Origin of the sequence: Gordonibacter faecis (assembly GCF_030077735.1) — a bacterium.
In the GTDB taxonomy this organism is placed as follows: domain Bacteria; phylum Actinomycetota; class Coriobacteriia; order Coriobacteriales; family Eggerthellaceae; genus Gordonibacter; species Gordonibacter faecis.
This window is the reverse complement of sequence record NZ_JASJEU010000024.1, coordinates 86,934-100,892: the sequence shown is the minus strand read 5'-3', so window position 1 is coordinate 100,892 and position 13,959 is coordinate 86,934. Positions and strand designations below refer to the sequence as shown.

Annotated in this window: 15 protein-coding genes; all 15 read left to right on the top strand. The window is 62.1% G+C overall.

The annotated features are described in order from the left end of the window. Positions 1 to 152 precede the first annotated feature (152 nt). The 15 genes from QNJ86_RS12280 to QNJ86_RS12210 all read left to right on the top strand — a co-directional run bounded on the left by QNJ86_RS12280 (position 153) and on the right by QNJ86_RS12210 (position 13,812). The gene (locus QNJ86_RS12280; protein WP_283832929.1) at positions 153 to 653 is read left to right on the top strand and encodes a YraN family protein; all 501 of its coding nucleotides are present in this window, start codon (positions 153 to 155) and stop codon (positions 651 to 653) included. 5 nt (positions 654 to 658) lie between these two features. Then, positions 659 to 2,164: a YifB family Mg chelatase-like AAA ATPase gene (locus tag QNJ86_RS12275; RefSeq protein ID WP_283832928.1), complete on the top strand. Its 1,506-nt coding sequence runs from the start codon at positions 659 to 661 to the stop codon at positions 2,162 to 2,164. Beyond that, entirely contained in the window at positions 2,155 to 3,165 is a 1,011-nt protein-coding gene (gene dprA, locus QNJ86_RS12270) for a DNA-processing protein DprA (protein ID WP_283832927.1), read from the top strand. The genes QNJ86_RS12275 and dprA overlap by 10 nt, the downstream gene beginning before the upstream one ends. Before the next feature lie 65 nt (positions 3,166 to 3,230). Continuing rightward, positions 3,231 to 3,497, top strand: coding sequence for a DUF4160 domain-containing protein (locus tag QNJ86_RS12265; protein ID WP_283832926.1), 267 nt, complete (start codon positions 3,231 to 3,233; stop codon positions 3,495 to 3,497). 16 nt (positions 3,498 to 3,513) lie between these two features. Next, a complete protein-coding gene (locus QNJ86_RS12260; protein WP_283832925.1) occupies positions 3,514 to 3,810 on the top strand; it encodes a DUF2442 domain-containing protein in 297 nt (98 codons plus the stop codon). A gap of 58 nt (positions 3,811 to 3,868) precedes the next feature. Next, positions 3,869 to 5,284 (top strand): methylenetetrahydrofolate--tRNA-(uracil(54)-C(5))-methyltransferase (FADH(2)-oxidizing) TrmFO, encoded by a 1,416-nt coding sequence (gene trmFO / locus QNJ86_RS12255; RefSeq protein WP_283832924.1) that lies wholly within the window; start codon positions 3,869 to 3,871, stop codon positions 5,282 to 5,284. Next, a complete protein-coding gene (locus QNJ86_RS12250) occupies positions 5,277 to 6,239 on the top strand; it encodes a tyrosine recombinase (protein WP_283832923.1) in 963 nt (320 codons plus the stop codon). Before trmFO ends, QNJ86_RS12250 begins: the two co-directional genes overlap by 8 nt. Before the next feature lie 164 nt (positions 6,240 to 6,403). Beyond that, positions 6,404 to 6,871, top strand: a complete 468-nt coding sequence (locus QNJ86_RS12245; protein ID WP_283832922.1) for a hypothetical protein — start codon at positions 6,404 to 6,406, stop codon at positions 6,869 to 6,871. Between the two features lie 228 nt (positions 6,872 to 7,099). Next, positions 7,100 to 7,738, top strand: a complete 639-nt coding sequence (locus QNJ86_RS12240) for a TetR/AcrR family transcriptional regulator (protein WP_283832921.1) — start codon at positions 7,100 to 7,102, stop codon at positions 7,736 to 7,738. 2 nt (positions 7,739 to 7,740) lie between these two features. Further along, a complete protein-coding gene (locus tag QNJ86_RS12235) occupies positions 7,741 to 8,208 on the top strand; it encodes a hypothetical protein (protein WP_283832920.1) in 468 nt (155 codons plus the stop codon). 131 nt (positions 8,209 to 8,339) lie between these two features. Further along, positions 8,340 to 9,008 (top strand): response regulator transcription factor, encoded by a 669-nt coding sequence (locus tag QNJ86_RS12230; RefSeq protein WP_283832919.1) that lies wholly within the window; start codon positions 8,340 to 8,342, stop codon positions 9,006 to 9,008. After that, positions 8,986 to 10,056 carry a sensor histidine kinase gene (locus QNJ86_RS12225; protein ID WP_283832918.1) on the top strand — a complete coding sequence of 357 codons (1,071 nt, stop codon included), beginning with the start codon at positions 8,986 to 8,988 and terminating at the stop codon, positions 10,054 to 10,056. Before QNJ86_RS12230 ends, QNJ86_RS12225 begins: the two co-directional genes overlap by 23 nt. Positions 10,057 to 10,139: 83 nt before the next feature. Continuing rightward, a complete protein-coding gene (locus QNJ86_RS12220) occupies positions 10,140 to 10,967 on the top strand; it encodes an ABC transporter ATP-binding protein (protein WP_283832917.1) in 828 nt (275 codons plus the stop codon). Next, positions 10,957 to 13,152: an ABC transporter permease gene (locus QNJ86_RS12215; protein ID WP_283832916.1), complete on the top strand. Its 2,196-nt coding sequence runs from the start codon at positions 10,957 to 10,959 to the stop codon at positions 13,150 to 13,152. The genes QNJ86_RS12220 and QNJ86_RS12215 overlap by 11 nt, the downstream gene beginning before the upstream one ends. A gap of 279 nt (positions 13,153 to 13,431) precedes the next feature. Beyond that, a complete protein-coding gene (locus QNJ86_RS12210) occupies positions 13,432 to 13,812 on the top strand; it encodes a nitrous oxide-stimulated promoter family protein (RefSeq protein ID WP_283832915.1) in 381 nt (126 codons plus the stop codon). Positions 13,813 to 13,959: the final 147 nt, after the last annotated feature.

The following is a 13,959-nucleotide window of genomic DNA, read 5'->3' as shown; positions in this document are numbered from 1 at the left end:
CGCGTTTGATATGCGCCGTAGTTTTGTCGCAGTGAGTACGGCTTGTACGCCGGCTCTTGGTCATGATTCTCACGGCGGCGTGAGGGGTGCCCTGACGGCGAATTGGTAAGGTTGCGGCTCTACGATGACCCCGAAGAGAAAGGGGTCATCCTATGAGTAGAGCAAGTGCCACGGTTGCGAAACCGCGACCGGATGATGTTGACCAGGTGGCGGCTGAGAACGCGGCGGAAGCGGGCGCCGCGAAGTCTTGTTCTTCGCGCAAGCGCCCCAAAAGCGGCGGTTCGCGCGGCAAACACAACACCGAACTGGGACGACGTGGAGAAAACGCCGCCGCGCGCTTTTTGGACAGACGCGGCTACGAAATACTCGAGCGCAATTGGGAGTGCGCGGCGGGCGAGGCGGACATCATTGCGCGCGACGGCGACGTGCTGGTGTTTGTTGAGGTGAAAACCCGGTCAAGCACGGAAAAGGGCCTTCCCGCCGAGGCGGTTGATGAGGCCAAGCGTAAACGCTATGGGCGCATCGCGTCACTCTACGTCAAAAACTACGAGGTGCCCGATGTGTCGGTGCGCTTCGATGTGGTGTCGCTATTGGTGATAGCGCCCGATCGGGTGCTCATGCATCACTACATCAACGCGTTTATGGCCGGGTGAGCAGCATGCAGGGAAGGTGCGCGGTGCGGGGTGCCACACTGCGGGGCGTCGAGGCTGTGCCGGTGGATGTTGAGGTGGTGGTGAGCAGCGGTATGCCGGCGTTTTGCATTGTTGGCATGGCTGATGCGGCGGTGCAGGAGGCGCGCGAACGCGTGCGCGCGGCCGTGCGCGCGAGTGGCTTTTCCATGTCTAACGATCGCGTGGTGGTGAACCTGGCACCGGCGGCGCTGCGCAAGACCGGCTCGGGTTTTGATCTGCCTATTGCAGTAGGACTGCTTGCGGCGACGGGGCAGATTGACCCGCGCGTCTGCGAGGGGGCACTTCTGGTGGGTGAGTTGTCGCTTGAGGGGGCGGTGCGTCCCGTCGATGGACTTATGGCCTACGCGTTGGCGGCGCGTGATCAGGGGTTAGACCTTGTGTGCGCCGACGCGCCCGAGCGGCTGGTGGCCATAGAGGGGTTGGTGCAGCGCGGCGCGCGCACCTTATCCACCTTCCGTACGGGGGACTTCGTCGATCTAAAGGCACCGCACTTCTCGCGGGTGCGCAACGCACCTGATTTCCGTGATGTCGCTGGCCATGATATGGCGAAACGGGCGCTACAGATAGCGGCAGCGGGTGGGCATGGTGTGCTTATGATGGGTCCACCCGGCTCGGGCAAAACCATGCTCGCCTCGCGATTGCCTTCCATTCTGCCACCCTTGACCGAGCAGGAAATGCTTGAGTCGGCGCTCGTGTGCTCGGTGGCGGGTGAGGAAGTATCGGGCGTGTTGGGTGGGTTGCGGCCGTTTCGCAGCCCGCATCATTCCGCGTCGCTGGCGGGGCTGGTGGGCGGTGGCTCGCCGCCGCGGCCGGGTGAGATATCGCTTGCGCATGCGGGGGTGCTCTTTCTCGATGAACTGGCGGAGTTTAAACCTTCGGTGCTGCAGGGTATTCGCCAGCCGGTGGAGTCGGGGCGTGTCACGGTGACCCGCGCAGATGGGTCGGTGTCTTTTCCGGCACGCTTTATGCTGGTGGCGGCTTCGAACCCGTGTCCGTGTGGCTATAGCGGTGACGAAGAACATGCCTGTTCGTGTACCGTGGCGCAGATTCGCGCTTATCAGAACCGCATCGGTGGGCCGCTGATGGATCGCATCGACGTACATATTGACGTGTGTCGCATTGCCCCTGGTGAGGTGCTGTCTTCCGGCGGTGGTTCCTCGTCAGACGAGTTGCGCGAAGGCGTGTTAAAGGCGCGCGCCTACTCGTCGTGGCGCACAGCGCGCGAGGGTGGCAATGCGAAGCGACATGACACGGCGGCTTCGCTCATAAAGGCGTGTGCGCTCACCGACGAGGATCGGGCGTTTTACGAGGATGCTGCGCGCGCGGCCAGCATGAGTGGGCGTGCCATTATGCGCACGCTCGCCGTGGCACGCACGATAGCCGACATGGAGGAAGCGGCGGCGGTAACCAAGAGTCATCTGTGTGAGGCACTTGCTTTCCGTTTGCGCGAGGGGGTGGGAGCATGCCTGTAAAGGGACCGCGGTGCGAACTGGCACGGGATGATGCGCGCTTTCCCGCGGCGCTTGCGCGTATTCCCGATCCACCCAAGCGGCTCTATGTGGTGGGGGATACGGCTGCTTTGCAGGAGGGACTTGCCGTGGTGGGCGCGCGCAAGGCCACGCCCTACGGCATTGGGTGTGCGACCCGTTTTGCGCAGGCGGCTGCCGAACGAGGGGTGGTTATCATCTCGGGTGGCGCGCGGGGCTGCGATGCTGCTGCACATCGGGCGGCGCTTGAGGCGGGCGCTCCCACCGTGGTGTTTTTGGGCGGGGGCTGCGATGAGTTGTATCCGGCCGAGCACGAAAGTCTTTTCCAGCGCATTGTTGATGGTGGTGGAGCGCTTGTTTCCGAGCATCCCTGGGATCGTACGCCGCGGCCGTATATGTTTCGCGCCCGCAACCGGCTTATCGCCGGGCTAGCGCGGGCGGTGCTCATTGTGGAGGCTGGTCTGCCGTCGGGTACGTTTTCGACAGCCGATGAGGCGCTTGCGGCGGGTCGCGACGTACTGGTGGTGCCGGGTGCCATCACCTCGCCGTCATCGCGCGGCGCGAACCGGCTTCTGCACCAGGGAGCCGTACCTATCGTCGACGATGAAACGTTTGCCGATGCGTTGTTTTCGCTGTTCGGCTGCTTAAAACAGGAAAGCTGGGAGGCACCTGCGGTGGATGCGAGCAACTCTGCAGGGGAAGAAGTGGTCGAAAGCGCCAGGGTTTCCGTCGGCAATTCACCACCACCAACACCAGCACCAGCGACGCGTTCTACCCACGCTTCCCGCAACGCTGCAGAAGTTCTTGGCCCTCTTGCCGCCGCGCTTGTTGCAGAGCCGCTCGGCATGGAAGAGCTCTTCGGCATCGCCCGCGACGTGTGCATTATCGCCGACCCACGCGTCTGGCTCATGGAGCACCTCGTCGAAGCCGAACGCGCCGGCCTGGTCACCCACTACCCCGACGGCCGCTGGGGCCCCGTGGGGTGAGGGAATGTAAGCAGCAATGGGTTTCATCGGAGTACTTGTGAAGTGCCAGTAGGGAAAGGAGTGCTATGACGACCATATCCCTCTTCTTTGGCATCGTGGTCATCATGTATAATGAGCCGTATGGAAAGCATCATACGCCGCATCTTCATGCGCGCTATGCGGAGTATAGTTGCTCACTCGACTTTGACGGAAACGTGCTCGATGGCTATCTTCCCGCTAAAAAACTCGCGTTGCTCCGCGCATGGGTGGTTGTTCATCGGGAGGAACTCGAAGCCGATTGGAACTTGCTAGCTGAGGGGCTGGACGCTTTCAAAATAGATCCGTTGCGCTAGTGGATGGAGGTGCGCCATGTGGGAGCCGGTAGTGGTTGATGGGGCAGTGGTAGGTATGAACAAGTCCCAACCCGATTTGACGCGCGTCGAGCCGAAAGGCGGCACTACGCTTCTGCTTGAATTTGAGACGGGGGAGCAGCGGCTTTTTGATGCAGCCCCGCTCATTGCCTATGGCGATGCCTATCGCCCTTTGGAAGACGAGCGGTACTTTAAGCATGCTCGTATCATTGATGGGGGAATGGCGCTCGCATGGCCGGCTGGCCAGGAAGTATGCCCTGAGGCTCTGTTTGAGTTGAGCGTTCCGGTGAAATAGCTGGTTGCATTGCTTCGCTGCTCGTGCGGATTTTTGAGGTCGTGGATAGGGTGCGGGCTTGAGGTTTGGTATCCTTGCGGGCATGACTGACTACGTAACTATACTGGGCGCTGGGCTTGCGGGGAGTGAGGCGGCGCTGCAAGTGGCTGATCGCGGGGTGCGCGTGCGCCTTGTGGAAATGCGCCCGACGGTACCCACGCCCGTGCACACCACCGATGCGTGCGCTGAACTGGTGTGTTCGAACTCGCTCAAAAGTATGAAGCCCGAGAGCGCGGCCGGCATGCTGAAGGCCGAGCTTGACGCGCTTGGCTCGCATCTCATGGCGGTAGCGCGCGAGTGCGCTGTGCCTGCGGGTGGCGCGCTTGCGGTAGATCGTGCGGCATTCGCGCGCGAGGTGACGGCGCGCATTGAGAAGCACCCTCTCATCAACCTGGTGCGCGAAGAGGCCCCCTCGCTTGCTGAGGCTGCCTGCGGTGCGCGTGCCCTCATTGTGGCGACCGGCCCGCTTACCTCCGACGCCCTGGCGGCCGACCTCGCTGCGTATGCGGGCGGTGAGCATCTTGCCTTCTATGACGCGGCGGCACCCATCGTCATGGCCGATTCGCTCGACACCGAGCGGCTCTTTCGCCAAAGCCGCTACGAGGATGGGGCGGAAGTGGGCGACTACTTGAATGCCCCGTTCACGCGCGAGGAATACGACCACTTCATCGAGGAACTTATCGCGGCTGAGCGCGTGATTTTACGCGATTTTGAGACGCGCGATTTGTTCCAGGCGTGCCAGCCTATCGAAGAAATTGCGCGCAAGGGACACGACGCTCCGCGTTTCGGCCCGCTGAAGCCCGTGGGGCTCACCGACCCGCGCACGGGACGGCGGCCGTGGGCGGCGCTCCAGCTGCGTGCCGAGGATGCGCACGGATCGTGCCATAACCTGGTGGGCTTTCAAACGAACCTCACCTTTCCTGAACAGAAGCGGGTGTTTCGCCTCATACCGGGGCTTGAACAGGCTGAATTTGCGCGCTATGGTGTCATGCATCGCAACACGTTTCTCGATGCGCCGCGCTTGCTCGACAGTAACCTGCACCTGACGGCACCCGCTGCCGCGTCCCTTGGCATCCCGGTATTCATTGCCGGGCAGCTTTCCGGCACGGAGGGGTATTGCGAGGCCATCCGCTCGGGGTTGCACGCGGCGTTGGCTGTGCTTGCAACGCTCGCCAACACGCCGTTGCCGCCGCTTCCCACCGAGACGGCGTTTGGGGCGTTGCTGTCCTACGCCACGAACCCGGAAACGGTGGACTACCAGCCCCTGCACGTGAATTTCGGCATCATGCCGCCGCTTGCGCAGCGCGTGCGCAACAAGCGCGACCGCTACGCCGCCTACGCCGCCCGCGGGGCCGAGGCGCTTGTGGCCTACGTGCGCGATCTGGAGCAGGCGGGCCTCATGCCGGCCGCGCACAAGGATGCGTGCGATGACTGAAACCTCTCTAGCACCAGATGACACCCCGGAGTGTGACCCGCACACCGAAGCGCTCATTGAGGGCTTCTGCGATGCGCTGCGCGTGGAGCACAATGCCTCGGTGCACACGCTGCGCGCCTACCGCATCGACCTGTTAGATTACGCCCGCTGGGCCGCGCGCGAACATATTGACCCGCTGGCTGCAACACACAAACACCTGCGTCGCTACCTGGGAGAACTCGATCGCGCCCAGTACTCGCGCACCACCATTAACCGGCGGCTCTCGGCTCTGCGCAGCTTCTTTCGCTGGCTCAATGTGACCAACGTCATCGACTCCGACCCGGCAAGCGTGCTCTCGGGCCCGCGCAAACAGAAAAGCCTGCCGCACGTCATACGCGCCGCCGACATGGTGCGTTTGCTGTCGGTGTATGGCAAGCGCGACGTCTCCGGCAATCTGCGCGAGCAAACCCCGGTTGACCTGCGTAACCAGGCGCTGCTGGAGTTCCTCTACGCGTGCGGCGCGCGCGTGTCCGAAGCCGCGGGCTTGCTCACGGCTAACGTCGACTTCGAGCGCGGCCAGGTGAAGGTATTCGGCAAGGGGTCGAAGGAGCGTATCGTCCCGCTGCATGACATGGCGCTCTCCTCAATGCGCACGTATTTGCTGATAGGGCGCCCACACATCCTCAAAGACCGCCAGAGTGACTTCTTCTTCGTGTCCACGCGTGGCAATGGCATGACCACCGACGGCATCCGCAAGCTGTTCAAGGAAGCGCTGCGCGCCGCGGGGCTCGACGAAACGCTGTCGCCCCACGACATGCGCCACACCTTTGCAACGGATTTGCTCGACGGCGGGGCCGATCTGCGCAGCGTGCAGGAAATGCTCGGCCACTCAAGCCTGTCCACCACGCAAATCTATACGCACCTCTCCCCGGGCCGTCTCAAGCAGGTGCATCATCGCGCGCATCCGCGCGGCTAAGGCTCCCGCCGCTCACCGGGCTGTTGGCGCGCAGGTAGCGGCGGCCTGACCGCTGCCTGACGGATGGCGCCCTCCGCCCACACTGGTCGACCATTCCTTCACTATTGGGCGTTGAACAGGCGCGCATTCGCCGCGCGACGCTCGTTAGAAGGGATATGATGCTTATGAATAAGCGCAAGTTTAGGATGATGGGCTGGGCCGTGGCGGCCGTGCTGGCCATGACGCCGTTTCTGCACGGGTGCGCGGCGGGTGACACCAATACCGACGCAAACCAAAACGAAGGCTCCGGCCAGGAGACGTCTCAAATGGAACCCAGCACCAGCCAAACCGAGACCGTGCGCTACGGTCAGGTAATGGCAGTGAACGGCGACGAAGTGACCGTTAACTTGGGCGAACTTGAGAACGCTCAGGACGGCAGTGGCGCGAAGACCTTTGTTGCCGACGAAGATGAGATCACTTTCAACAAGGGTAATGTAGTGGTTATGGACGAATCGGGCGCTGTAGCTGACGACCCGACGTTTGCGGCCGATGACGTGCTGGTCATGCGCGGCGCAGGCCTCGGTTCCGACTTCGTGCCCGAGAAGATTGAGATTCTTGACATTACCGAAAACGGCTTAGGTACCGACAAGTAAATCCGCATGCACTGTGCAGCATCCGACCAGCTCCAAAGTGAGTTGCCGGGCGCGCACTCTGCGCTGACTACCCAACGTGGCCACCGCTCGCAAGGGGTTTCTGAACATTGTTCAGAAACCCCTTGCTTCGTTTGCGGGCGTGCGTATAATAGGCACAGCTTGAAATGAACGATGTTCACTTTGGATTGGCAACACCGGCAGAAACCCACACGCGGAAAGGAGGGCGCCATGGTGCGACGAGGCGTGGATCGCGCCACCATCACGCAGACGGCCTATGCGCTCGCTGAAAAGCGGGGGCTTGCGGCCCTTGACATCCGCGGCGTGGCCGAGGCGTGCGGCGTGTCGGTGGGCACCATCTACAACTGCTTCCCTACGAAAGACGACCTCATGGTGGAGGTCATCGGCACGTTTTGGGGCAATGTCTTCCAGGAGGACTTGTGCCGCGTGGTGCCGGGGGAGCGCTTCGATGCCTTTGTGGTGCGCTTGCACAGCGCCCTTACCTCAGGCCTTGCAGCGTTTCGCTCAGACTGGTTACCGCAGATCAGCGCCTTGTCTATGCAGGGCCGTGATGCGGGCAAGCTGCGCGAAACGGAACTCTTCAACCACATGCGTGCGGGCCTTCAGGCCGTCCTTGCGGCCGACCCCGACGCCGATGTTGCCCGCGCGGGCGTGAGCGCGGAGGAACTGGTGGCGTTTGTGCTGGACAGCCTTATTCACACCCTAAGCGCCGGCGAGGGCGATTGCCGCGTGTTGGCGCATCTTTTGAGCGCCGCGCTCTACGAAGCGCCGGCGCACACCGAAGGGGCGCATGTCGCCCCTGAACAGCAAAGCGAGTCGACGGCACGGGCTGTCAAGGAGGTTGAGTAATCATGTTGAAGATAACCACCGAAAAGCTCATGTTAGTGGCTGGCATCGTGTGGGCCATCGCGGGCGCCAACATCGCGAACATCGGGCTGGGCGCGTATCGGCACGACTGGGGCTGGGTCATCTGGGCGCTCTTGGTGGGTTCGGTCGTGATCTTCGTGCTGTTCCATTCCCGCATTTTCCAGAAAATGGTGCGCAAACACACGGCGCGCATTCGCGGCTACGAAGAAGCGAAGACGAACATCTTCAAGTTCTTCGACAAGAAGGGCTATATCATGATGGCTATCATGATGGTCGGCGGCATTGGGCTGCGCATGTCGGGCCTGATCCCGGACTGGTTTTTCGCCTTCTTCTATACGGGGCTGGGTATTGCGCTGGTGGTGGCGGGCCTCACCTTTCTTCTGCGCTACTTTCGCAAGAATACGGACGTCGTGTGCCCGGTGATGCCGAACACCTCTGCGCGGCAGCACTAGCCGCGCCGGCCCTCCGATGACGATACGGTTACGTCTGGGGGCATCCGTCACGCGGATGTCATAGTATGGCTTACGTACCGTAACCTGTTGCTGCGCGCGGACGTGCGGCAACGCATCGCGAAGGGGGCTTTGTGGCCGTCATATTCATTGTGGAGGATGACGCGCCTTTGCGCGAAGAGGTGTCTCACCTGCTGGAATTGCAGGGTCACGAGCCGGTGTCCACCGCGAACTTTGATTGCGTGGTCGACGAGATTCTGGCGGCTGAGCCCGATTGCGTGCTGTTGGACTTGAAGCTTCCCGGCGCCGGCGGGCATGCCGTGTGCCGCGCGGTGCGGCAGGAAAGCGACGTGCCCATCATCATGCTCACCTCGTCCGATAGCGAGTTTGACGAAGTCATGAGCATGAACCTGGGTGCGGACGACTACGTGACGAAGCCCTACAACCCCGCCGTGTTGCTCGCGCGCCTGCAATCGGTGCTGCGTCGCTCGCAGCGCGGGGAGCCGTCTACGCGCATCGCGCACAAAGGCGTGGTGCTGGATGTGGCCCGCGGCACGGTGGAGCACGACGGGCACGCGGTGGAACTTACGCGCAACGAGCTGAAAATTCTGCACCTGCTCATGGCGAACCACGACACCATTATCTCGCGCCAGGAGCTGATGATGGAACTCTGGCAATCCGACGCCTTCATCGACGACAACACCCTTACGGTGAACGTGAACCGCCTACGCAAAAGCCTGGCCTCCATCGGTGTGCCCGAGGGCTTTTTGGTGACCAGGCGTGGACAAGGGTATTTGGTGTGAGGCCATGAGCCTGGGACGGTATCTGCGCGATCGCGCAGTGGCGTGCGTACTGCTTGTCATCTGCGCATTTGGTGTGGCAGGCATGTTTATGGTGCTGGGCGACGGCGTGCAGGCGGCCGTCCTGGGCGCGTGCTTCGTGGTGGCCTGCGGGGCGGTGGTCTTTGCGTACGACTTTGCACGTCGTCGTCGCTTCTACGACGAGTTGGTGCGTTTCACCGACGACCTAGAGAACGCCTATTACGCCTCGTCGTTGTTGGAAGAACCCGAGTTTCTTGAGGGCTGCTTGACGTTCGAGGCGCTTGAAGCCACGGGGAAGGCGGCGGCCGATGACGTGGCCGCGCACAAGCAGCAAGCCGAGGCGTACCGCGACTACATTGAGCTGTGGATCCACGAGATAAAAACGCCCATCGCCGCCGCGGGTCTCATGGCGGCGAACCTGCACGGTTCGGAGGCCACGAAGCTCAAAGGCGAGCTTGACCGCATCGAGGGATACGTTGAACAGGCGCTTTACTACGCGCGCTCCACCTCGCTTGCGCGGGACTTCGCCATTCGCGAGGTGCCGCTTGAAAGCGTGGTGCGCGGCGCGGTGAAGAAGCACGCACGCTTCCTCATTGAGCAGGGGACGACGCCGGTTATTGAGCTAGGTCGTGACGTGCGCGTATTTGCCGACGCGAAGTGGCTCGCCTTCATTGTGGGGCAACTGGTGACGAATGCGGCGAAGTACGGCGCGACGCAGGTGCGGTTCTCCACGCGCACGGAGGGGGAGGGCACGCCCGCCGCGCGCACTGTGCTGGAGGTGGCCGACGACGGCCCCGGCATTCCCGCCGCTGACGTCCCGCGCGTGTTCGAGCGAGGCTTCACCGGCCAAAACGGTCGCATGCTGGGCTCGTCCACCGGCATGGGCCTCTACCTGGTGTCCGAGCTGTGCACGAAGATGGACTTGGGCGTGGGCCTCGCCTCGGAAGAGGGAAGCGGTACCCGCGTCCTCATAACCTTCCCCCACGACCGCCGCCGTTTGGATACCACTCTCTTCCTTTCAAAAGCGTAAGGTTGGGGTAAGGATGGGCTATGGCAGGTGGGGGTGGGGTTTCGTAGTATCTTCTCATACCCGAAGAAGAGGAGATGCGAATCATGACCGAAGTGTATGCCACTCCGCAAAGCGCCGCGGCGGCCCATGCTGCAGCGGGCTCGGCGCGACCCATTTTGTCCGTGCGTCAGATTGAAAAGGTGTACGGCAACCGCGATTCCGTCACGCGCGCCATCAACGATATCAGCTTCGACGTGATGCCGGGCGAGTTCGTGGGCATCATGGGGCCGTCGGGCTCCGGCAAAACCACGCTGCTGAACTGCGTAGCCACCATCGACACGGTCACGAGCGGCCATATTCTCGTGGACGGCCGCGACGTCACGGGTTTGCGCTCGCGCTCGCTGGCGAAGTTCCGCCGCGACGATTTGGGCTTCATCTTCCAGGACTCCAACCTGCTGGACACGCTGACCGCGTTCGAAAACATCGCGCTCGCGCTCACGGTGAAGGGGGAGCACACCTCCAAGGTGCGCCCGAAGGTGGAAGAGATTGCGCAGGTCCTAGGCGTGTCGGACGTGCTGAACAAATATCCCTACCAGATGTCCGGCGGCCAAAAGCAGCGCATCGCGGCGGCGCGCGCCATGGTGGCTGACCCGAAATTGGTACTGGCCGACGAGCCCACCGGCGCGCTTGATTCGCGCAGTGCCTCGGTGATGCTGGACACGCTCACCATGATGAACACCCAGCTGAACGCCACCATTATGATGGTGACGCACGATTCGTTCGCCGCGTCGTTTGCCAGCCGCATCCTGTTCATCAAGGACGGCGCCGTGTTCAATGAAATTCGCAAGGGCGACACCAGCCGCACCGACTTCTTCAACCGCATCATGGAAGTGGTGACCTTCCTTGGAGGGGATGTGCGCGATGCTAGCTAAACTCGCGTGGCGCAACGTGCGCCGCTCGGTGCGGGACTACGCTGTGTACTTCGTCACGCTCGTATTCGGCGTGGCGGTGTTCTACGCGTTCAACTCCGTGCAGAGTCAGTCCATCCTGTTCGACCTCGCAGACACGGCCTCGGGCAGCGTGTTTGCGCTCACGGGGCAGTTCCTTGGCATGTTCAGCGTGCTTATTGCCTGTGTGCTGGGCTTTTTGGTGCTGTATGCCAACGGCTTCCTCATCCGGCGGCGCAAGCAGGAATTCGGTACCTACCTGGTGTTAGGCATGAAGCCGGGGCAGGTGTCGGCCATCGTGCTCATGGAAACGGTGGCGGTGGGCCTGGTGTCGCTGGCCGTGGGCCTGGTGCTGGGACTTGCGCTGTCGCAGGGACTTTCGTTCGTGACGGCGGGGCTGTTCAACATCCAGATGACGCAGTATCAGTTCGTATTTTCCTTCGACGGCTTCATGCTGACACTCATCTGCTTTGTGCTCATCTTTGCGGTGACGGCGGTGTTCAACACGCTTTCCATCAGGCGCTATAAGCTTATCGACCTACTCAGCGCTCGCGCCAAGAACGCGCGTTACCGCGTGCGGAATCCGTGGGTGAGCCTGGTGGCGTTCATTGCGGCGGTGGGCATTCTCGCGTGGGCGTATGTCACGCTCATCGAGAACGGCGTGCTGGATTTTGGCCCAGGATTCACCAGGGCCACGGTGCTCATGGTGCTGGGAACGTTCTTGTTCTTCTGGTCGCTCGCGGGCTTTGTGATTGCCGTACTTGAACGCACGCGCGGCGTGTATTTCAAAGGTCTGGTCATGTTTACGACACGCCAAATTGCCAGCAAGGTAAATACGGCGTTTGTGTCGCTGTCGGTGGTGTGCGTGATGCTGTTCTTCTCGCTGACAGTGTTCTCCACCGGCATGGGGCTGGCGCGCGCGTTCAGCGGAAACATTGAGAACGGCACGCTGTACGATGCCACGCTGACCGCGAACATCTACCTGAACACCGGCGGAACCGATGATCCCGAAAAACTGGCGAACATGTCCGAGGAAGATCGCGAATACCAGAAGGTGGCCGACGAGAAAGCAGCCAAAATCAAGGCCGACGCTGAGGCGTACGATTGGGACATGGCCGCGAAGCTGGCCGACGGCGCGCCCGAGCTGTGGAACCAACTGGTGAAGCAGTCCGCGCAGATTGACGCCTATGTAAGCGCCGACACATCCTACGGTGAACTCATGGATCGCTACCAGTGGGACACGGGCAACGAGAACCAGAACGAGGCCGTGCACAAGCAGGGTGTCACGCTCATCGCTGTCTCACAGTTCAATACACTTGCCGAGCTCACCGGGCGTCCGACGGTAGAGGTAGGCGAGAACAACTACGCCGTGAACAACACCCTCGATGGCATGAAAGGGCTTGCGGAATCGCTCGCGAAAGAAGGCGAGACGGTGGTGGCAGCAGGCCGCGAACTCACCTCGGTGGGCGAGCTGCGCAGTCAGCCGCTGGAAGATGCTGCGTTCGTGTCGAGCGGTGCCGAGGTTATCGTGTCCGATTCGGTGATTGCCGACTTGCGCGCTCAGGGTCAGGTGCCGGACGCGAGCTACCTGAACCTCATGTACAAGGTGGATCGTACCGAGGGCGATGTGCTGCTTGAGCAGCTGCTGGCCCAGGTGTCACCCCCCAGCGCCGAGGTGGCTGCGTCGGGCTGGGCGTTCGGCCCGAATCCCTGGCCGGTTACGCTGACGTTTACCGCGCAAGAGGTGCTCATTCAGTCGAGCGGCATGAACCTCATGATTTCGTACCTGGCGCTCTACATTGGCTTCATGTTTCTGGTGGCTACGGCGGCAATCCTTGCCATCCAGCAGCTGTCGGAGACCAGTGACTCGCTGCCGCGCTACCGCACGCTCGCCGAGATTGGCTGCGACCGCCGCATGATCTTCCGGTCGCTGCGCACGCAGACGCTCGTGTACTTCCTGGTGCCGCTAGCGCTGGCTGTGTGTCACACGGTGTGTGCGGTGGGAATTATCAGCGAGACGGTGACCAAGCAGCTGGGCGTGTCAGTACTTGAGCCCGCGCTTCTGACCGGCGTGTTTACCGCGGTGATTTACGGCGCGTATCTGCTGGTGACGTATTTCGCCAGCAAGGGCATCATTCGCTCTTCACTGGGAAGCAAGCTTCTGGGGTAGGGAAGCGTGCGCAACCCCCCGTCATCCTGCAGAGGCGCCGTTGGTGTACCCCTGTGTCATCCTGAGCGGAGCGAACGCAGTGAGCGTAGTCGAAGGATCCCGAACGGCGCCAGCAGGAATACCCCCAGCTAACGCCACACGGGATCCTTCCCCTGCGGGACTAGCTTCGCGTCGCGACTACGGCGCTTCGCGCCTCCGCTCAGGATGACAGGGGGATACTGGCGGCGTTCCGCTCGGGATGATAAAGGTATCTTTGATCAGGGAGCAGGGGAAATCCCGATGGACAGGTGCGGGGGGTTTGGTAAAATGTTTGCCATGGTTGACTCCCCTCAGACAGCGAAGCGCCGCGTGCGCGAGAAGCGCACCATCTCGCAGATGGTGGTGCTGTACTGCGCCGGTAACCATGAGGCGGCCGCGCGCACCGAGACGGCGCATTGTGGCGCGCGGGTGTGTCCGGCGTGTGCTGAGCTAGACGCCTACGCCGTGCTGCGCACGGAGCGCTGTCGCAAGATGGAGGTCAAAACCTCGTGCGAACAGTGTGGCAACCATTGCTATGCTCCCGACAAGCGCGAAGCCGTACGTGCGGTCATGCGCTACGCCGGCCCGCGCATGCTCTTGCATCATCCCGTGGCGGCTGTTCGCCACCTGCTCGGTCGCTGAACCACAGCCCTAAATTCGCCAGCCGGCTAGTCTGCCGGCTCGTCGGAACCTTCGCCTGCCGAATTCGCCTCACAGTTCGCCTGCTGAACCTTCCTCCCGTTCGCTCGTTTCCTCATCCGTTTCCCAAACGTCGTTGTTTGCACCACC